General features: G+C 47.8%; 16 protein-coding genes and 1 pseudogene. 16 read left to right on the top strand and 1 reads right to left on the bottom strand.

Annotation, left to right across the window (positions count from 1 at the left end):
* The first annotated feature begins 3 nt into the window (after positions 1-3).
* The 8 genes from dnaX to MUB35_RS30915 all read left to right on the top strand — a co-directional run bounded on the left by dnaX (position 4) and on the right by MUB35_RS30915 (position 7329).
* Positions 4-1638, top strand: a complete 1635-nt coding sequence (gene dnaX, locus MUB35_RS21975) for a DNA polymerase III subunit gamma/tau (RefSeq protein WP_033143842.1) — start codon at positions 4-6, stop codon at positions 1636-1638.
* A gap of 12 nt (positions 1639-1650) precedes the next feature.
* A complete protein-coding gene (locus tag MUB35_RS21970; RefSeq protein ID WP_244806848.1) occupies positions 1651-2007 on the top strand; it encodes a YbaB/EbfC family nucleoid-associated protein in 357 nt (118 codons plus the stop codon).
* A gap of 29 nt (positions 2008-2036) precedes the next feature.
* Entirely contained in the window at positions 2037-2636 is a 600-nt protein-coding gene (gene recR / locus MUB35_RS21965) for a recombination mediator RecR (protein ID WP_033143840.1), read from the top strand.
* Between the two features lie 10 nt (positions 2637-2646).
* Positions 2647-3753, top strand: a complete 1107-nt coding sequence (locus MUB35_RS21960) for a LacI family DNA-binding transcriptional regulator (protein WP_033143839.1) — start codon at positions 2647-2649, stop codon at positions 3751-3753.
* A 231-nt stretch (positions 3754-3984) separates the two neighbouring features.
* On the top strand, positions 3985-4638 hold the full coding sequence (fsa, locus tag MUB35_RS21955; protein ID WP_033143838.1) for a fructose-6-phosphate aldolase: 654 nt from the start codon (positions 3985-3987) through the stop codon (positions 4636-4638).
* 71 nt (positions 4639-4709) lie between these two features.
* Positions 4710-5549, top strand: a complete 840-nt coding sequence (locus tag MUB35_RS21950) for a transketolase (protein WP_033143837.1) — start codon at positions 4710-4712, stop codon at positions 5547-5549.
* Positions 5537-6475, top strand: a complete 939-nt coding sequence (locus tag MUB35_RS21945; RefSeq protein WP_033143836.1) for a transketolase family protein — start codon at positions 5537-5539, stop codon at positions 6473-6475. Before MUB35_RS21950 ends, MUB35_RS21945 begins: the two co-directional genes overlap by 13 nt.
* 140 nt (positions 6476-6615) lie before the next feature.
* Positions 6616-7329: an HD domain-containing protein gene (locus tag MUB35_RS30915; RefSeq protein WP_227246554.1), complete on the top strand. Its 714-nt coding sequence runs from the start codon at positions 6616-6618 to the stop codon at positions 7327-7329.
* A gap of 26 nt (positions 7330-7355) precedes the next feature.
* Here the strand turns inward: MUB35_RS30915 and yyaC are convergent.
* Positions 7356-7877 (bottom strand): annotated as a pseudogene (gene yyaC / locus MUB35_RS21935) (spore protease YyaC); the annotation flags it as partial.
* Between the two features lie 164 nt (positions 7878-8041).
* Between yyaC and MUB35_RS21930 the strand changes: the two are divergent.
* The 8 genes from MUB35_RS21930 to MUB35_RS21895 all read left to right on the top strand — a co-directional run bounded on the left by MUB35_RS21930 (position 8042) and on the right by MUB35_RS21895 (position 17171).
* A complete protein-coding gene (locus tag MUB35_RS21930) occupies positions 8042-9370 on the top strand; it encodes a LysM peptidoglycan-binding domain-containing protein (protein ID WP_244806847.1) in 1329 nt (442 codons plus the stop codon).
* Positions 9371-9423: 53 nt separating this feature from the next.
* Complete coding sequence (locus MUB35_RS21925; RefSeq protein WP_033143832.1) at positions 9424-10587, top strand: DUF5711 family protein; 1164 nt, start codon at positions 9424-9426, stop codon at positions 10585-10587.
* A 108-nt stretch (positions 10588-10695) separates the two neighbouring features.
* Complete coding sequence (locus MUB35_RS21920; protein ID WP_244806846.1) at positions 10696-11382, top strand: CvpA family protein; 687 nt, start codon at positions 10696-10698, stop codon at positions 11380-11382.
* Positions 11383-11395: 13 nt separating this feature from the next.
* The gene (locus MUB35_RS21915) at positions 11396-12406 is read left to right on the top strand and encodes a LacI family DNA-binding transcriptional regulator (RefSeq protein WP_033143830.1); all 1011 of its coding nucleotides are present in this window, start codon (positions 11396-11398) and stop codon (positions 12404-12406) included.
* 155 nt (positions 12407-12561) lie between these two features.
* Positions 12562-13782, top strand: coding sequence for an ABC transporter substrate-binding protein (locus MUB35_RS21910; RefSeq protein ID WP_033143829.1), 1221 nt, complete (start codon positions 12562-12564; stop codon positions 13780-13782).
* Positions 13783-13793: 11 nt separating this feature from the next.
* A complete protein-coding gene (locus MUB35_RS21905; RefSeq protein ID WP_033143828.1) occupies positions 13794-14648 on the top strand; it encodes a carbohydrate ABC transporter permease in 855 nt (284 codons plus the stop codon).
* Positions 14649-14651: 3 nt separating this feature from the next.
* The gene (locus MUB35_RS21900; RefSeq protein ID WP_181014557.1) at positions 14652-15482 is read left to right on the top strand and encodes a carbohydrate ABC transporter permease; all 831 of its coding nucleotides are present in this window, start codon (positions 14652-14654) and stop codon (positions 15480-15482) included.
* Positions 15483-15503: 21 nt separating this feature from the next.
* Complete coding sequence (locus MUB35_RS21895) at positions 15504-17171, top strand: glycoside hydrolase family 13 protein (protein ID WP_033143827.1); 1668 nt, start codon at positions 15504-15506, stop codon at positions 17169-17171.
* Positions 17172-18353: the final 1182 nt, after the last annotated feature.

Below are 18353 nucleotides of genomic sequence, written 5' to 3'. Positions count from 1 at the left end.
TTCATGAGCTATACTGCTCTATATCGGAAGTTCCGCCCTCAGGATTTTGAAGATGTAAAGGGGCAGGAACACATTGTAACCACATTGAAGAACCAGATGAAGGCAGACAGGATCGGCCATGCCTATCTTTTCTGCGGCACCCGTGGTACAGGTAAGACTACCATTGCCAAGATTCTGGCAAAGGCGGTAAACTGCGAACATCCGGTAGACGGAAGCCCCTGCAATGAATGCGAGACATGCCAGGCGATCAATGCGGGGACCTCCATGAATGTCATAGAGATTGACGCCGCTTCCAACAACGGCGTCGATAACATTCGTGAGATCCGCGAGGAAGTGGCCTACCGTCCGGCAAAAGGACGTTATAAAGTATATATCATAGATGAGGTTCATATGCTGTCCACAGGAGCGTTTAATGCACTGTTAAAGACGCTTGAGGAACCTCCTTCTTATGTTATCTTCATTCTTGCCACCACGGAGGCCCACAAGATCCCTATCACCATTTTGTCCAGATGCCAGCGCTACGATTTCAAACGCATTACCGTGGATACCATAGCGGCAAGGCTGACGGAGCTGATGGATAAAGAGGGAACAGACGTGGAGGAGAAGGCCATCCGCTACATTGCAAAGGCAGCGGACGGTTCCATGCGTGATGCACTCTCCCTGCTGGACCAGTGTATCGCCTTTTATCTGGGTGAGACATTGACCTATGAAAAGGCCCTTGAGGTGCTGGGGGCTGTGGATACACAGGTGTTCAGCAGGCTTCTGCGGCTGATCGTAAAGCAGGATACCGCAGGCGCTATCAGGACCCTGGAGGATCTGATCATCCAGGGAAGGGAACTGGGGCAGTTTGTGGCGGATTTTATCTGGTATCTGCGCAATCTGCTGCTGGTGAAGACTTCAGATGCACCGGAGGAGGCTGTGGATGTCTCTGCGGAGAATATGGCGCTTCTCAGGGAGGAGAGCCGGATGCTGGATGCGGAGACACTGATGCGCTACATCCGCATTTTTTCAGAGCTTTCCAACCAGATCCGCTATGCATCCCAGAAGAGGGTGCTGGTGGAGATCGCGCTGATAAAACTCTGTCAGCCTGTTATGGAGACCAACCTGGATTCCCTGTTTGACAGAATCCGGGTGCTGGAGGAAAAGCTGGAGAACGGTGTCGTGATGGCAGGACCGGCACAGGCAGGTGAATACGGTTCACCGGCATACGGCGGGGTACCGGATGCCGCAGCGGAGGAAAAACCTTCAGAGCCGGAGGCAAAGCCTGAGAAGGCAGCTCCTGAGGATCTGCAGTATATTAAGAAGAACTGGAATTCCATAGTGCGGGAGACAAGAGGCTTTCTGCAGCAGATGCTCCTGACTTCCACGCCGAAATACAACGGCAGTACAGGAGAACCTGTCCTGTATGTGGAGTTTGGAAATTTCCAGGCGAAAATCTGCATGGACAATCCGGATACCATACCCATGCTTAAAGAAATCATCCGGAAGAAAACAGGAAAGAGCGTGGAGATCGAGCTTTTACTGGCGGGCGGGGAGCATAAAGGCCCTGCGGGGCTGGCCTCGATTTCCGTAGATGATTTGATCGAACAGAACATCCGCATGGATGTAGTAGTAGAAGAAATGGAAGAGGAAGAATAGGAGGATTTGAATATGGCTAAAAAAGGAGGATTTCCGGGAATGGGAATGCCCGGAAACATGAATAATCTGATGAAGCAGGCGCAGAAGATGCAGCGTCAGGCAGAGGAAAACCAGAGGGCACTGGAGGAGAAGGAATTTACCGCCACAGCAGGCGGCGGAGCCGTTGAAGTGACCGTCTCCGGCAAGAAGGAGATCACAAAGGTGAAGCTGGCCGAGGAAGTGGTTGACCCGGATGATATTGAAATGCTGGAGGACCTTATTATGGCAGCTACCAATGAGGCGCTCCGCAAGATGGAAGAGGAGTCAGCGGCGCTTATGTCTAAGCTCACAGGCGGGCTTGGAGGCCTTGGCGGCGGATTCCCGTTCTAAGCGGCCGTATACCGCAGAGGTGAAAAATATTGGAATACTACAGCAGTCATATCAACAAATTAATTGAGCAGCTTTCCCGTCTGCCGGGCATTGGGGCAAAATCTGCCCAGCGCCTGGCATTCCACATTCTGAATATGCCAAAGGACCAGGTGGAGCAGCTTTCCGCGTCCATTGTGAATGCCAAGGCCAATGTACAGTATTGTAAGAACTGCTACACCCTGACAGACCAGGAAATCTGCCCGATTTGCAATAACCCCAGAAGAAACAGGAAGGTCATCATGGTGGTGGAGAATACCAGGGACCTGGCAGCATACGAGAAGACCGGAAAATATGACGGTGTGTATCACGTGCTGCACGGCGCGATCTCTCCCATGCTGGGCATCGGTCCGGATGACATTAAGTTAAAGGAACTCATGCAGCGCCTTTCCCAGGATGATATTGAGGAGGTGATCATCGCCACCAATTCCAGCCTGGAAGGAGAGACCACCGCCATGTACATCAGCAAACTGGTGAAGCCTACCGGTATCCGGGTGAGCCGTATCGCCAGCGGGGTTCCTGTGGGCGGCGATCTGGAATATATTGATGAAGTTACCCTTCTTCGTGCGCTGGAGGGAAGGGTAGAACTATAGGAGCTTTAACATGAAGAAGAAAGTGACGTCCACGGATATCGCGAAAGCAGCGGGAGTATCCCAGGCAACGGTATCCATGGTGCTGAATAAAAAGTACAATGTTTCCTTCTCGAAAGAGACGATACAGAAGGTGGAGCAGGCTGCCCGGGAAATGGGATACAACATACCGAAGAGACGTCCGAGAAAGGATGCCGGTAACAGCAGGCTGATCATAGTCTTCTGCCCCACCCTTACCAACCCTTATTATGTCATGCTTCTGCAGGGAATTGAAAAAGTAGCCAAGGAAAAGGGATATGCGGTCTTCACCTGTGACACACAGAGGGAGCTGAAGCTGGAGGAGCAGTACCTGAAGATGATGCACACGGTTATCCCGGCGGGCATCATCTACACCTTCAACCCAAGTCCTGTGTACATGCAGCAGGTGGAGGAGCTGGCGAAGAAGATTCCGCTGGTCATCATAAGCAACAGGGAACGTGTGGAAGTAGATGCCATCAACCAGGACAATACTAAGGTGGGCAGCCTTATGGCCAGGCATCTGCTGGATCTGGGCCACCGGGACGTGGCGTTTATCGCGCCGCCGCTTACAAAAAGGCAGCAGCAGCGCTCCAAACGTGTGGCAGGATTTGTGGAGGAGTATGAGAAGGAGGGCCTGGGCGGCCATGTGATCATCAAAGCGGCGGATGACGCCCTGGATGACCAGCTCCCAAGCATTGACTCGGAATACCGGATGGGATATAACCTGACAAAGGAAATTCTGGCGGGGCCGAGGAAAGTGACCGCGTTTGCGGGACTGAACGACATGATGGCCTTTGGCATCATGGATGCCCTCCAGGAAGAAAAATATAAGATTCCCGGTGATGTGTCTGTACTTGGCTGCGACAACATCATATTTTCCGGTATGTCACATATGTCCCTCACCACCATAGAGCACTTTGTACCTCTGAAAGGGCGGGATGCCTGCGATATTATCATGCGCAAGATTGAATCCTTCATGAATACATATTCTGACAGTGAGCCCACCAGCATCTATCATATTGAGTATGAACCGAAGCTGATTGTACGCAAGACCACAGGTTATGTAAAACAAAAGCAGAAAAAGAAGAAAAAAACAAAATAAATTAAATGAAATCCATTTTATTATTAGTAATAAAATAAAGACAAAATCCTGAAAATTATAGGATTGGGCAAAAGGGATTTTATAAAACTACCGAAAATAGTTAATAAAAATCCGGTTTATTAATAAGTTAAATTATTTATAAAATCGATAGCTCTTGCGAAGGTATGTTTTATGGGGTAAACTGAGTGTATCAAATGACAAAGCAAAGGTTTTGAACGGGAGGAAAAAATTATGAGATTTTTTATCGACACTGCAAATGTAGAAGACATCCGCAAGGCAAATGACATGGGAATCATCTGTGGAGTGACCACAAACCCATCCCTGATCGCAAAAGAGGGACGTGACTTCAATGAGGTTATCAAAGAGATCACTTCCATCGTAGACGGACCGATCAGCGGTGAGGTGAAAGCCACCACAACAGATGCAGAAGGCATGATCAAAGAGGGCCGCGAGATCGCAGCTATCCATCCGAACATGATCGTTAAGATTCCAATGACAACAGAGGGATTAAAAGCAGTTAAAGTTCTGAACGCAGAAGGTATCAAAACCAACGTTACACTGGTATTTACATCCAACCAGGCACTGCTGGCAGCAAGAGCAGGCGCAACCTATGTTTCTCCGTTCCTGGGCAGACTGGATGACATCTCTGTATGCGGAACAGATCTGATCCGTGAGATCGTAGAGATCTTCCAGGTTGCAGGCATTGACACAGAGATCATTGCAGCAAGCGTACGCCATCCGATGCACGTGACAGAGTGTGCTCTGGCAGGCGCGGATATTGCGACTGTACCTTACAAGGTTCTGGAGCAGATGACAAAACATCCACTGACAGACCAGGGTATTGAGAAATTCCAGAAAGATTATATTGCAGTTTTCGGCGAATAATAGAACTGTATAGAGGCAGACGGGAAGTCGGACAGGCTCCCGTTCACAGAACAAACCATCAGGAGGAAGAAATGAACAAGTTAGAACTTCAGAAGACAGCTAACGAAGTCCGCAAAGGCATCGTGACTGCTGTTCATTCCGCAAAAGCCGGACACCCGGGCGGCTCATTATCAGCAGCAGATTTATTTACGTATCTGTATTTCCAGGAAATGAATATTGACCCGAAAGAGCCGAAGAAGGCAGACCGTGACCGTTTTGTCCTCTCAAAAGGACATACAGCACCGGGCCTTTATTCCACTCTGGCACAGAGAGGATATTTCCCCACAGAGGATTTGAAAACTCTGCGTCATCTCGGCTCTTATCTGCAGGGACATCCGGATATGAAACATATCCCGGGCGTTGATATGTCCAGCGGTTCCCTGGGACAGGGTATCTCCGCAGCAGTCGGAATGGCATTGTCCGCTAAGATGGACGGCGCGGATTACCGTGTTTACACCCTGCTGGGTGACGGCGAGATCCAGGAAGGCCAGGTCTGGGAGGCATCTATGTTTGCCGGATTCAGAAAACTGGACAATCTGGTAGTGATCGTGGACAACAACGGACTTCAGATTGACGGAAGCATTGAAGATGTTTGTTCTCCGTACCCTATTGACAAGAAATTTGAAGCCTTCAACTTCCACGTGATCAACGTGGCAGACGGCAACGACTTTGACCAGCTTGAGGCAGCTTTTAAAGAGGCCAGAGAGACAAAGGGAATGCCCACTGCCATTATCATGAAAACAGTGAAGGGCAAAGGCGTTTCCTTCATGGAAAATGAAGCCGGATGGCACGGAAAAGCTCCGAATGATGCAGAATATGAAATCGCTATGGCAGATTTGGAAAAGGCAGGTGAAGCATTATGTCAGAAGTAAAGAAGATCGCAACCAGAGAAAGCTATGGAAATGCATTAGTAGAATTAGGAAAGAAATACGACAACCTGGTAGTTCTGGACGCGGACCTGGCAGGTGCAACCAAGACCGGTACCTTCCAGAAAGCATTTCCGGAACGTCACATTGACTGCGGTATCGCAGAGTGTGATATGATGGGTATTGCGGCAGGTATGTCCACCACCGGAAAAGTTCCTTTTGCCAGCACATTTGCCATGTTTGCTGCCGGACGTGCCTACGAGCAGGTGCGCAACTCCATCGGATATCCTCATCTGAATGTAAAGATCGGCGCGACCCATGCAGGTATTTCCGTAGGTGAGGACGGCGCCACCCATCAGTGCAACGAGGATATGGCTCTGATGCGCACAATTCCGGGAATGGTTATCTTAAACCCTTCCGATGATGTTGAGGCAAAAGCGGCAGTTGAAGCTGCTTACCAGCATGAAGGCCCTGTATACCTCAGATTCGGACGTCTCGCTGTTCCGGTGATCAATGACAAACCGGATTATAAATTTGAGATCGGAAAAGGTATTGTTTTGAGAGAAGGCAAGGATGTGACTATTTTTGCCACAGGTCTCTGTGTAAGTGAGACTCTGGCTGCCGCAGATAAACTGGCTGCAGACGGAATCGACGCCAAAGTGGTCAATATCCACACCATCAAACCTCTGGATGAGGAGCTGGTTGTGAAGGCAGCAAAGGAGACCGGCAAAGTGGTTACCGTTGAGGAGCATTCCGTGATCGGAGGTCTGGGCGGAGCTGTTGCAGAAGTCCTGAGCGAGAAAGCGCCGACAAAAATGCTGAGAATCGGTATCAATGATGTATTCGGTGAATCAGGCCCTGCAGTGAAGCTGCTGGAAAAATACGGCATTGACGCAAACGGTATCTATGCCAAAGTAAAAGCATTTGTATAAGAGAGATATGCAGGTACTTGTATAGGCCTTTACAAAAAATAACATATGTTTTAAAATCAGGTTAGAAACCTGGTTAAAGTGAGGGATGTCACCAACAGGCGGCATCCCTTTTTCTAAGGACATAAAGGAGCATGACAGATATGAAGCGTAAGGGGTTGTTCAGAAGAAAGCATTCCCGTGTGAGTACAGTGAAGGATGAGGGGAATGAAGAGTTTTATGAGTGCATAAAGGATCTGGTACATCATCCTTATGTGCTCAGGATGAAGGAGTATCCGCATCACTGTGAGACAAGCTGCTACCAGCACTGCCTGAATGTGGCCTACTATAATTTCCGTATCTGTAAGTTCTTCGGCCTGGATGCCAGGTCAGCGGCCAGAGCAGGAATGCTGCACGATCTGTTCCTGTATGACTGGAGAGGGCATAGGAAGAAGACCGGTGACCCGGTCCACGCCATGACCCATCCCCACACAGCTCTGCATAATGCAAAAAAATACTTCCAGCTCAACAAGCTGGAAGAAGAGATGATTCTCAAGCACATGTTTCCGGTGACCCCGGTTCCGCCCATGCACAGAGAGACATGGATCATTACCCTGACGGATAAATACTGCGGAACCTGTGAGATCGGCAGGTATTACTACCGTGCCTGGTTCCCAAGGGGGATTTATTATATGGCAGTGCGGCTGATGAAAAAGGTGTTTGGGGAGGATTACCATTACCAGGATTATCAGCTCCCCTTTGGTCTGGCAGCAGCGGATTCCGCGGACAGCGGAGTCAATTTCGTCAAGCTGCGCCGGCGTTCCTCCTCCGGATGGAAGAAGGCGAGAAGAGAAGGGCGGCGTGTGCCGAAGTATTGACGGTGTGCGACCAGAATCCCTGAGACGATGGCATCCGCCAGCTCCATGACTGTGGACAGGCGTGTTGTCTGCAGAAGAAAATGCTCAAATGCTCCCGACAGGTTGACGATGCCCGTAATGGATATGTCACCTACCGGGGGCAGTTTCTTTTTTACGCCCAGGCCCGGTTCCAGAGAACCTTGTCCCACTGTGACAAAGCCTTGGTGCTTTTTAGAGCCGAGGGAGGCGTCAATGGCCACGGTCAGGCTGTTGGGGTGTTCTTTTTTTACAGATTCCACGGTCTCCTGGAGGTTCAGGGCATGGACAGGATTGGCAAGGGTGCCGTATATACAGCAGCGGTTCAGATGTTCTTTTGCCAGGCGGTGGCCTATGAGAGGTCCAAGGCTGTCGCCGGTGATGCGGTCGCTTCCAATACAGAGGAAGACAAGTTCTTCAAAATTGCTGTCGGATTTGGCGTATAGTTCGGTAAGCAGAGAGCCGATTTTGTTGCCGGCTCTGTCTGTGCGGCCTTCAATATAGTAAACGGGCGTATCAAGGTGTGTGTCCATATTTTTATCCATCCTTTCTTTCCCCTATTTTGTCCGTTTTTACCTCTCTTTATCCTGTCTTTTTAACGGGATGTTTGTCGTTAAAAAAAGGCATGTACCTTTCTTAATCCGCTAAATTTCGCAGAAGATCCGTGCTATCCTGTTGCCCAAAGGGGTGAATCTTTATGATAGAAATAGTCTACGAAAAAGAAAAACAAAAGCCTGAGGGAAACGAAGGATTCTTCCGCATCCCCAACAACATACGCCAGATAGGAGAAGTCAACGAAACACAAAAAATCTATATAGAAGATTATGCGTACACTTACCTTTGTAGAATCTCTTCCGGGAATTCTTCAAAAGGAAAAGCTGCAATTCTTCTGGGACAGGCCAACTGGAAAGACGGTATTTCCTACCTTTTTGTGAAAAGCGCTGTTGTACTTCCTGACATGGAAATTACTGAAGAACACCTTTCCTTTACCAGGGAAATCTGGAACCACGTGTATGAGAAGAACAAGGAATATTTTCCGGATCAGGAAATTGTGGGATGGTATCTGTCCATTCCCGGATGCTCCATGGAGCTTCACGAAGTCATCTGCCGGACCCATCTGGATCATTTCGGCGGCAATGACAAGGTGCTCATGGTGATGGAACCCATTGAAAAAGAAGAAGCATTTTACCGATATGAGGACGGAGAACTGTCCAGACAGCCGGGCTTTTATATCTATTATGAAAAAAATGAGCCCATGCAGAATTTCCTCGTGGCCCAGAATGACAAGGCCGAGACGAAAAGTGAGCAGGTCAGCGATCAGGCAGTGAAGACATTCCGGAAAAAGGTGGAGACAAAGTCTGAGGGCAAAAAGCAGACAAAGAACACCTCCGTGTTCCGGACTGCCAGCGTGTGCATGATGGTGGCTGTGCTGGCTGTGGGAGTCCTGTACTTAAATGATTATCACAAGCTGAAAAAGACAGAGACAGTCATCTCAAAGCTGGATGATAAGAACAGCGGCAAGGAGCTTGTGGAGACAAAACCGGTCAATGGACTGGTATCCGAGAACCGGAAAAAGGACAGTCAGGATGCGGCAGACGGGGAGGCGGCGGGAACAGACACCGAAGAAACCGATGCCGGCACAGACGGGGCAGCCACCTCCGGATCATCGGATGGAACTTCTGATGGACAGAAGGATACAGACGGAAAAAAAGACGATGCAAAGGAGCCGGATGCGGATGACGGAGCTTCAGAGAAAAAGACGGACAGCGGCAGCGATGCATCAGGGACAGATGCAGAGGATGACAGCAAAAACAGTCCTGCCGGTGCGAAGGACAGCGATGACGGGGAATCCGGCCAGACAGCAGGCTCCACACACCAGTCCTACACCATTCACGAGGGCGACACCATAACAAGTATCAGCATGAGATATTATGGCAACAGCTCTAAGATCAAGGAAATCTGTGCGCTGAACGGCCTGTCACCGGAAGATTTTATTTTCCCGGGACAAAAAATTTTACTCCCGTAGAATTTTGTGCTATAATAGCCGAAAACAGTTACAGATTCGATAAGGAAGAGTGAATGGAAGACAATAAGACAAACGAAAAAAGAAAAAAGAAATCCCGCAGGCGCAGACGACAGCAGTTAAAACGCATACTGATCGCTGCCCTGGTGGTCATAGCAGTTATTATTATCGCTGTAGTGGTGATACAGCGCAGGACTTATCACAAGTATTCCGTACTGTCCTCAGCCAAGAACGAGGACGTGCAGTCAGCCGGATATGTAAAGCTGGGGGACTGTGTTCTCAAGTACGCGTCAGACGGTGCGTCCCTGCTGAATCAGAAGCAGGAGACAGTCTGGAAGCAGAGCTATGAGATGACAGACCCTGTGGCGGATGTCCGGGATGAGACAGCGGTTGTGGCGGACAAGGAAGGCACGCTGATGTATATTTTCAGGAAGGACGCCCCTGTGGGAGCTGTGGAGACCAGCATGCCCATTCTAAAGGCAAGGGTGGCCCAGAGCGGTGTGGTGGCAGCCATTCTCCGAGATGGAGAGAAGACATGGATTGATTTCTATGCCACGGACGGCAGCCTGATCGCAGAAAACCAGACCAGAATAGACAGCCCCGGATATCCGGTGGATTTGGCAGTTTCCCCTGACGGAAAGCTGATCATGATCTCCTATCTCTATGTGGAGAACGGGCAGACGACTAGCTACGTGGCCTTTTATAATTTCGGGGACGAAGGGCAGGGTGAGATTGACAATATAGTCGCCGGATTTACATATGAGGGCGTGGTGGTTCCCCAGGTGGCATATCTGGGAGGCAGCGTTTCAGTGGCTTTCAGGGATGACGGTTTTTCCATATACGAGGGAAGCAGCGTCCCCAGGGAGAAGACGAAAAAGAAGATCAAAACAGACATAGTCAGCACATTCTTCAATGACAAATATGTGGGACTTGTTTTCAAAAGTGATGGCAAGGACGACAAATACACCATGACATTGTATGACCTTACCGGAAAAGAAAAGTTCAGCCGCAGCTTCAATATGGAATATAAGAATATCCGCATCAGCGATGATATGATCATCATGAACAATGACAGCCAGGTATCCATGTATTCCCTCAGCGGAATCGAGAAGTTCAATGGAAATATGGATGAGGGTGTCATCAAAGATATTTTTAAAATCGGCTCCAACCGCTACATTCTCGTGTCTGAGAATGGCATCAAGACAATTAAATTAAAATAGCAGAAATAATGTGGAGCTGCCGGCGGTTACGCGGCAGCTTCGTTTGTTGCCGGGCATGCAGTGAAAAGTAACCATCGTTTATCTTAAAGATTTACACAGGAGAAAATTATGAATTGGCTTAATATTATTGTACTTGCCGTATTTGTTCTATGTATTATGAATGGTATACGCAGAGGGTTTATCAGGACGATTGCAGCTATGTTCTCTATTCTTGTGAGCATGGTACTGGTTTATTTCCTGAACCCCTATGTGGTGGATTTTGTGGAAGAGAAGACACCGATCTATGACACCATCGAGGAAAAATGCAGTGAATCCATAGCCGCAGGGCTGGAGGGAGAACTTGGGGAACAGAGTCAGACCGCGTTCATTGAAGAACTTCCTCTCCCGGAGAGTATAAAAAGTATGTTAAAGGAGAGCGGGGGATCCTACGGGGATTCACTGGCAGACGCCTTTGCCGGTTATCTCTCCGCCTCCATTGCCCATATGATCGTCAACAGCCTGTCCTTTCTGGTCACGTTTTTTGTGGTGTCCCTGATCCTGCGGTTTGCGATGGCAGCTCTTGACAGCATTTTCAGTCTGCCGGTGCTGAGCCTGTTAAACCGCACGGCCGGAGCGGCTGCCGGATGTGTGCAGGGGCTTCTCATTGTCTGGGTGTTCTTCCTGGTGATCACCCTGTTCTGGAGCACTGACTGGGGACGGACAGCCGTGGAGATGGCAAAGGAGAATCCCATTACAAAATGGCTCTACGATTCCAATCTGCTTCTCAAATTCGTGTCAGGATTTTTGAAAATATAAAGGAGTTTTACATATGGTCAGGATAAAGGATATTGCAAAAGAGGCCGGGGTGAGCCCAACCACAGTCTCCAATGTTATTCACGGAAATACAAAAAAAGTCTCCAAAGCCAATATTGATAAGATTCAGAGGATTCTGGAAAAAAACCAGTACATTCCAAGTATGAGTGCCCTTATGCTGGCGGAGAACCGTTCCAGGCTCATAGGCGTGCTGATCGGGGAGCGGGAAGGAAAGCGCAGAAGCATTGCCTCTGACCCTTTTACCAGCGTTATCCTCAACTCTCTGGAGCTGGAGATATACAGACAGAATTATTATATGCTTTTCCATCTGGCAAATTCCCAGGAGGAAAGCTGGAAACTGGCTGCCACCTGGAAAGTGGAGGGGCTGATCACTCTGGGCCTGTCCTCAGAGGAGAACTTGGAGTTAAGTGAGAAGTGCCAGATCCCTCTTGTGAGCATTGACAATTATTACGGGGAGAAAAAGGTTGCCAACATCGGCCTGCAGGACTTTGAAGGGGGGTATGCCATGGGGAAATTCCTGGCAGAACAGGGACATAAGAATATCCTCTTTCTGGCAGACAATGATGTGGGCGTGGATCATGAGCGTTGGCTGGGCGTTCAAAAGGCAGTGGAAGAGCACGGGGCAGAAGGCGCCGCGGCAGGGCGCAGAATCATGCCGGAGAACCGGGAACTGCGGAAAGCGTGGCTGGAAGACAGCCTGGAGGATTTAAAGAGCCGTGATGTACTCTTTTTTGCATCTGATTTTTATGCTCTGGAGGCCATTCATTTCCTCCAGGATAAGGGTGTGGATATTCCGGGGGATGTGTCTGTGGCCGGATTTGACGACAGCCCCTATGCGGAGATCTGCAGACCGGAGATAACCACTGTCCGGCAGAATATCATGAAGAAGGGCCAGGAGGCTGTAAAAAGGCTGATATGCCTGATCCAGGAGGAGGAATTTAAGGGGCAGGAGAGGCTTCCCGTGGAGGTTGTGGTCCGGGATTCCGTGAAACAAAAGCCCTTATAGTAAAATTCTACAAAAAAAGTATATGCCAGTTGTCTAAAAAGACGTTTTGCGCAAAACCTATTGTACTGTTTCCGTCTTGTTGCTATAATTTGTGACAGATAGAAAAGGTTTTGCGCAAAACGTCTTTTGTTTTTGTTGAGTGAAAGGAGAAACATATGAAAAACAGATTGTTAGCCGCCGCCGCTCTTGCGGGCTGTGCTCTGCTGATGACAGGCTGCGGACAGAAGGAAGAAAACCACCTGGAAATTTTCTCTACCAAGATGGAGAATCAGGCGATTCTGCAGTCTTTTATTGATGAATACACACAGGAACACCCTGATGTGACCATTGAATTCAACTCTCCGCCGGACGCGTCCACTGTGCTTAGGACCAAGCTTACCAAGAACCGTGTACCGGATATTATTTTCATGGGAGGAGACATGACTTTCCGCGATATGTCCGAGGCGGAAATCCTCATGGATCTAAGTGATATGGAAGAGGCTGACCGGATCAAGGATGCCTACAAAGAGCAGGTCTATAACCTGAATCCTGACCAGGAGGAAAAGCTCTATGGTCTGCCCTATGCCACAAACGCAGAGGGGATCATCTACAATGTGGATATTTTCAAGGAACAGGGGCTTGAGATCCCCGAGACCTGGGATGAGCTGATGGATGTGTGCGAAAAGCTTGAAAGCGCGGGAATCCAGCCCTTTTATTTCACTTTAAAGGATTCCTGGACAGGCGGCCCGCTGTGGATTCCCATGACATATGACCTGGCGGGAATGGACTTTTTCCTGGACAGAAGAGAGGGAAAGACCACATTTCTGGGTACTCACGAGGAGGCGGCTGAGAAGATTCTGACACTCACCGGGTACGGACAGAAGGACCTTCTGGGTAAGGGCTATGATGACGGAAATATTGACTTTGCCAACGGCAAGGCAGCCATGATGTTCCAGGGAAACTGGGCGATACCCAATATCCAGAAAGCCAATCCTGATGTGAATCTGGACATGTTTGCCCTTCCGGTCACAAACGATGAGAGCAAAAACGCCATTATTTCCGGTATTGATGTAATGCCGACCATCTATAAGGAAACCAAGGAGGAAGAGCTGGCGAAAGATTTCATAAGCTTTATCTTCCGGGATGACAAAGTAAAGGCATATATTGAAGATCAGTTTGCATTTCCCTCTGTGGACACGGTAGTGCAGGATAATGCAAGCGTGGCAGGTGTTGCAGAGAAATTCGCTCAGGGAAATATCGGAGATTTCGCGGACCATTATTACCCCACCGGCTTTGATTTTACGGTGACACTGCAGACCTTTGTGAGCAAGCAGGGAGATGTGGAAGAATTTTTAAAGAAACTGGATAAAGAATACGACAAATACAACAGTTTTTAGGGGGATGAATCATGAAAAAGAACAGAGCTTATATGGTGATCATCATACCAATGCTGGTACTGTTTTTCACCTTTCACACATTTTCCTTTTTAAAAGGAATTTTCTACAGCTTTACAGACTGGAAGGGGTACGGAACCTGGGATTTCGTAGGTCTTACCAACTATCTGAAACTGTGGGGGGACGAGGCTATCGGAGATGCCTACAAGTTTACCTTTAAATACGCCATCTGTGCAACCATCCTGGTCAATATCATAAGCCTTTTGCTGGCACTTGCGCTCAATGCGAAAATTAAATGCAAGAATGCACTGAAGGCCATATATTTCCTTCCTTATATGCTCAGTGCACTGATCGTCAGCTTTGTATTTAACTTTATTTTCTCCAATGTTCTGCCGGATCTGGGACAAAAGATGGGAATTGGATTTTTGAGCAGTAATATTCTGGGGCAGGAGAATCTGGCCTGGATCGGTATTCTGGTGGTAGGTGTATGGCAGGCAGTGGCCTTTAATACCATCATCTATATGTCAGGACTGCAGACGGTCGACACGGATATCTATGAGGCCAGCAGCATTGACGGGGCAGGCAGATGGACGACCTTCTGGAAGATGACTTTCCCGCTGATCGCACCGTTTTTCACCATCAACATGGTACTCTGTGTGAAGAACTTCCTCATGGTATTTGACCAGATTATCGCCATGACAAACGGCGGGCCGGGTACCTCCACACAGTCCATTTCCGTGCTTATTTACAAGCAGGGATTTTCAGGTGCCCAGTATGCATACCAGTCAGCCAATGCGGTGATTTTCTTCATTGTCATAGCTGTGATTTCACTGTTCCAGACAAGAGTTTTAGAGAAGAGGGAGGCGTAAGATATGTTGAAGAACAAGAAAAGCAGTACCATACTCACAATCGTTCTGTTTGCGCTTGCGGCGGTTACGATTCTGTTTCCGCTCTATATCACAGTAGTCATCGCTCTGAAAACACCGGAGCAGATCGCCCAGTCTGTGCTGGCATTCCCCAACAAGCTGCATTTTGAGAACTTTCTGACAGCTATTGAGAAGACAAATTTTTTCGTTACATTTAGAAATACACTGATCATTACAGTGGTATCAGTTGCCGGGACCATTGTGACAAACTCCTTTATGGCGTTTGCCATTACAAGGAACAGGGGCAGGAAGTTATATGATTTTATTTACTATTTCCTGATCAGTGCCATGTTTATTCCGTTTAATATTATCATGCTGCCGCTGGTTAAGCAGGTGAGTTTTTTCCATATGGATAATGTGCCGGGGCTGATCATACTGTACATTGTCATGGGCCTTCCCATGAATATTTTCCTGTATTCCGGCTATATCAAGTCCATTCCAACGGCGCTTGATGAAGCGGCGACCATTGACGGTGCCAATACCTTCCAGATGTTTTACAAGGTCATTTTCCCAACCCTGAAGCCCATGAATGCCACAGTGGCAATCCTTACCTTCCTGTGGTGCTGGAATGACTTTACCATGCCCCTGGTCATCATCAGCGACCAGAAGAACCAGACGCTGCAGCTTGCGCAGTATGTGTTCAAGGGCGAATTTGCAACTGACTACAGCCTGGCCTTTGCGTCATACCTGTTGGCTCTTCTGCCCATCGTGATCTTCTATCTCTTTGCGCAGAAACAGGTTATCAGCGGTGTTACCAACGGTGCGGTGAAAGCATAAAATGAAAAAGGAGACTGAACAATGAAAAAAGCATGGTGGAAAGAAAGCGTAGTTTATCAGGTATATCCAAGGAGTTTCTGCGACAGCAATGGAGACGGAATCGGAGATATCAATGGTATTACAAGTAAACTGGATTATTTGAAGGAGCTGGGGATCAATGTGATCTGGCTCTCCCCGGTGTACCAGTCACCAAATGATGACAATGGCTATGATATCAGTGACTATCAGGCAATCATGAAAGAATTCGGTACCATGGAGGATTTCGACAGGATGCTGGAGGAAGCTCACGCCAGGGGTATCAAGATTGTTATGGACCTGGTGGTGAACCATACTTCGGATGAACACGAATGGTTTATGGAGAGCAGAAAGTCTAAGGATAATCCGTACCGTGATTATTATATCTGGCGTGAAGGAAAAGACGGAAAAGAACCAAACAACTGGGGATCTGTCTTCAATGGCCCTGCCTGGGAATATGACGGAAACACAGATATGTACTATTTACATATGTTCTCCAAAAAGCAGCCGGACCTGAACTGGGAGAACCCCAAAGTGCGCGATGAAGTATTTTCCATGATGAACTGGTGGTGCCAGAAGGGCATTGACGGTTTCCGTATGGATGTTATCAGCATGATCTCCAAGGCAGAGGGGCTTCCTGACGGGGAGGTACGTGACGGCCTCCACGGAGACGCGTCCCCATATGTACAGAATGGTCCTCATGTCCACGAATATCTGCAGGAGATGAACCGGAAGGTACTGTCAAAATATGATCTGCTCACCGTTGGGGAGTGTGCCGGCGTTACTGTTGAGGAAGCAAAGAAATATGCCTCAGAAAAAGGTACAGAGTTAAGTATGGTATTCCAGTTTGAACATATGGGACTGGACGGCGGAGAATTTTCCAAATGGAGCGATAGAAAGATAAAGCTCACAGAACTGAAAGAAAACCTAACGAAATGGCAGAATGAACTGGAGGGATCAGCCTGGAACAGTCTGTTTTGGTCCAATCATGACCAGCCCAGAATCGTTTCCAGATTTGGAAATGACAGTGTGCGTTACCGCGAGGTTTCTGCTAAAATGCTGGCTACCTGTCTGCACATGATGCAGGGAACCCCATATGTGTACCAGGGCGAAGAACTGGGTATGACAAATATGGAGTTTAACACGGTAGAGGATTTCTGCGATATTGAGAGTATCAATGCATATCACGAATATGTGGACAGCGGTAAAATAGACGGGGAGACCATGATGCGGTATCTGCGTTATAAGAGCAGGGATAACTCAAGAACACCCATGCAGTGGAACGCAGATGTGAATGCAGGATTTTCCACAGGTACTCCCTGGATGAGGGTGAACCCGAACTATGAGGATATCAATGCGGAGGAGCAGGTGAAACGCGCAGATTCTGTATTCTCCTATTATAAGGAATTGATCCGCCTGAGAAGGGAAAAGGAGATCATTGTCTACGGCCACTATGAATTGTTGATGCCGGAAGATGAAAAGCTTTTTGTGTATACGCGCAGCCTGGACAATGAGAAGCTTCTTGTTATCTGCAATTTCTCAGAAGAGGAAACCGTTTACTGTGTACCGGAAGAATTTGCAGGCAAAAAGGTGCTGATCGGCAACTATGAGGGGCAGGAAGCTGCCCACAGCATCAGGCTGAGACCTTACGAAGCTTTGGTGATTGAAAAATAAGGGATGGATCTGTAATCCATACAGACAGAACAGCGGAGATTTCGGTGCATATACGCAGCCGGAACCTCCGCTCTTTATATATCACCGGACAGCCCAGAGTGTGTTTGAAAATTACTTTCGGCAAAGTGTGGCGCACAGCATGCCGAAAGCAATTCTCATATACATCGTTGGCAGGCAGAGATAAACATACGCTGAAATATCTCTTTGCACGCGTTAAAGCTGCAGGTTCATGTGCAGAACGTTATTTCTACTTTATAACACCTCCATAGCCTTTCTGTTTCATTATAGGCAGCAAATCGGCGTCATATACGATATGGGAATGCATGTGACCATCTTTTTATGCGGCAGCATAGGGGCACATCTGAATTTTAGATGTATCCAGGGGGGGCGGTTTTGAAGACGGAGAAGAACAGGGGCACAGCAATGATAAGAAGAGGAATGTGGATGCCAATGCGAGTTTTCGATTTTCGAATAGCAGCTTGGGTTCTGATCCGGATGTTTCTGCAGAAGCGAACATGAGAAAGGGATTGGAATTATCGGCATTCTTTTCGGGTCAATCCAGTCACAAGAACAGTGATGGGGCTGCAGAAAGTATTCCTGGCGGCAGATATTAAGGCGGAGTATCTGCCAAGCCACAGGTAAATTGACTCCTTTTTTGGAAAAATAGGAAGTATTATGGAATGGAGTGGAAAAACATGGAAATTACCTGAAAAAATTGTTGTTTAGTTATTGACATATTTGACAGATAATGCTATTATAAAAGCCTACCGGCGAGCTCCGGTGGCTATTTTTACTGGTTTTAGAAATAAAAGTAAAAATATGTTGACAAGAGATAGAAGATATGATATTCTATCAAAGTTGCCGCTGAGACAGATGGTTAACAACTTCAAAGGAATTTGAAAAAGTTGTTGACAGACAGCGAAAGATGTGATAATCTATTATAGCTGTCGCGAGAAAAAAGTGACAACAACTGCTGGAAACATTAGTTTTCAGAAAGCTACTGATTTCAAAACATTTAATTAAAAAGTTTTGAAAAAAGTTAAAAAAGTTCTTGACAAGCTCAAAACGATATGATAAAATATCAAAGCTGTCAAAAACTGACAGGAACCTTGATAACTGAACAGTGAAACACATGAATCGAAAATTCTTTTACATTCAATTTTAAGAACGGTTCTAACGAAC

Origin of the sequence: Blautia sp. NSJ-175, assembly GCF_022867815.1 — a bacterium.
Taxonomy (GTDB): Bacteria; Bacillota; Clostridia; order Lachnospirales; family Lachnospiraceae; genus Blautia; species Blautia celeris.
The sequence above is the reverse complement of the archived record's forward strand: the minus strand, read 5'-3'. Positions and strand labels throughout refer to the sequence as shown.

Bases quoted from the DNA above. Each gene is read 5' to 3' on its own strand.
- dnaX (WP_033143842.1), top strand. From the start codon at position 4: ATGAGCTATACTGCTCTATATCGGAAGTTCCGCCCTCAGGATTTTGAA.
- MUB35_RS21920 (WP_244806846.1), top strand. From the start codon at position 10,696: ATGAATTGGCTTAATATTATTGTACTTGCCGTATTTGTTCTATGTATT.
- MUB35_RS21905 (WP_033143828.1), top strand. From the start codon at position 13,794: ATGAAAAAGAACAGAGCTTATATGGTGATCATCATACCAATGCTGGTA.
- MUB35_RS21910 (WP_033143829.1), top strand. From the start codon at position 12,562: ATGAAAAACAGATTGTTAGCCGCCGCCGCTCTTGCGGGCTGTGCTCTG.
- MUB35_RS21900 (WP_181014557.1), top strand. From the start codon at position 14,652: ATGTTGAAGAACAAGAAAAGCAGTACCATACTCACAATCGTTCTGTTT.
- MUB35_RS21945 (WP_033143836.1), top strand. From the start codon at position 5,537: ATGTCAGAAGTAAAGAAGATCGCAACCAGAGAAAGCTATGGAAATGCA.
- MUB35_RS21960 (WP_033143839.1), top strand. From the start codon at position 2,647: ATGAAGAAGAAAGTGACGTCCACGGATATCGCGAAAGCAGCGGGAGTA.
- MUB35_RS21970 (WP_244806848.1), top strand. From the start codon at position 1,651: ATGGCTAAAAAAGGAGGATTTCCGGGAATGGGAATGCCCGGAAACATG.
- MUB35_RS21915 (WP_033143830.1), top strand. From the start codon at position 11,396: ATGGTCAGGATAAAGGATATTGCAAAAGAGGCCGGGGTGAGCCCAACC.
- fsa (WP_033143838.1), top strand. From the start codon at position 3,985: ATGAGATTTTTTATCGACACTGCAAATGTAGAAGACATCCGCAAGGCA.
- MUB35_RS30915 (WP_227246554.1), top strand. From the start codon at position 6,616: ATGAAGCGTAAGGGGTTGTTCAGAAGAAAGCATTCCCGTGTGAGTACA.
- MUB35_RS21925 (WP_033143832.1), top strand. From the start codon at position 9,424: ATGGAAGACAATAAGACAAACGAAAAAAGAAAAAAGAAATCCCGCAGG.
- MUB35_RS21930 (WP_244806847.1), top strand. From the start codon at position 8,042: ATGATAGAAATAGTCTACGAAAAAGAAAAACAAAAGCCTGAGGGAAAC.
- MUB35_RS21895 (WP_033143827.1), top strand. From the start codon at position 15,504: ATGAAAAAAGCATGGTGGAAAGAAAGCGTAGTTTATCAGGTATATCCA.
- MUB35_RS21950 (WP_033143837.1), top strand. From the start codon at position 4,710: ATGAACAAGTTAGAACTTCAGAAGACAGCTAACGAAGTCCGCAAAGGC.